The organism is Grimontia marina (assembly GCF_900060185.1).
In the GTDB taxonomy this organism is placed as follows: Bacteria; Pseudomonadota; Gammaproteobacteria; order Enterobacterales; family Vibrionaceae; genus Enterovibrio; species Enterovibrio marinus.
Genome location: NZ_FIZY01000250.1, coordinates 1 through 605, shown reverse-complemented (window position 1 = coordinate 605; position 605 = coordinate 1). Strand labels below are relative to the sequence as shown.

General features: G+C 41.7%; 1 protein-coding gene. It reads right to left on the bottom strand.

Features of this window, described 5'->3' with window-relative positions:
• Window positions 1-80 precede the first annotated feature (80 nt).
• Entirely contained in the window at window positions 81-560 is a 480-nt protein-coding gene (locus tag GMA8713_RS26255) for a hypothetical protein (RefSeq protein WP_198159614.1), read from the bottom strand.
• Window positions 561-605 lie beyond the last annotated feature (45 nt).

Here is a 605-nt window from a genome sequence, read left to right as displayed (position 1 = left end):
CGAAAAGGGGGGAAACGAGGGGAGTCATTGATGGCTTGCTGAAGGTCAAAACCAGTGGCAAATACTGACATGGAGAGGAACTACAAAACATTGATAGTGGAGAAAAACAGACAAAAGCGAGGTTGAATAAAGAGAAAAGGAGCTGAGGATGAGAGAAAGACGGCAATGGCAAAGAACAGAAAAAATGGGGAAAAAAGGAGAAGGATAATGATGGAAAGGAAAAGAGATGCAAGAAGATGTGCCAAAGCTGAAATGACGATAAAGGGGGTATCGTGGAAGATAAGCGTATGAACAAGGAAAAGGGTTTGAAAGCGGATGTGCAGGAGGTTGTAAGAGAAAAAGAACGGTAAAAAGTATGTGGTTGTAGTCGTGTACGCAAATTGATTCCAGTAGCGGGCAATGCGGTCTTTTGCATGCATTTGCATGGCGATGTAGACATGTTGCAACTTACCCAGACGGTCCAGTTCAAGTTCATCACTTACTTTTCCCAGCATATGATCTGGCAGAGTGCCTTCACTACTATCTCTTTTTCTGTCTTCGTATAACCCTATTAATTTCACTCCTTTCTTTTTTTTTTTTATAAACTCTTTCTCCTACTCTATGCC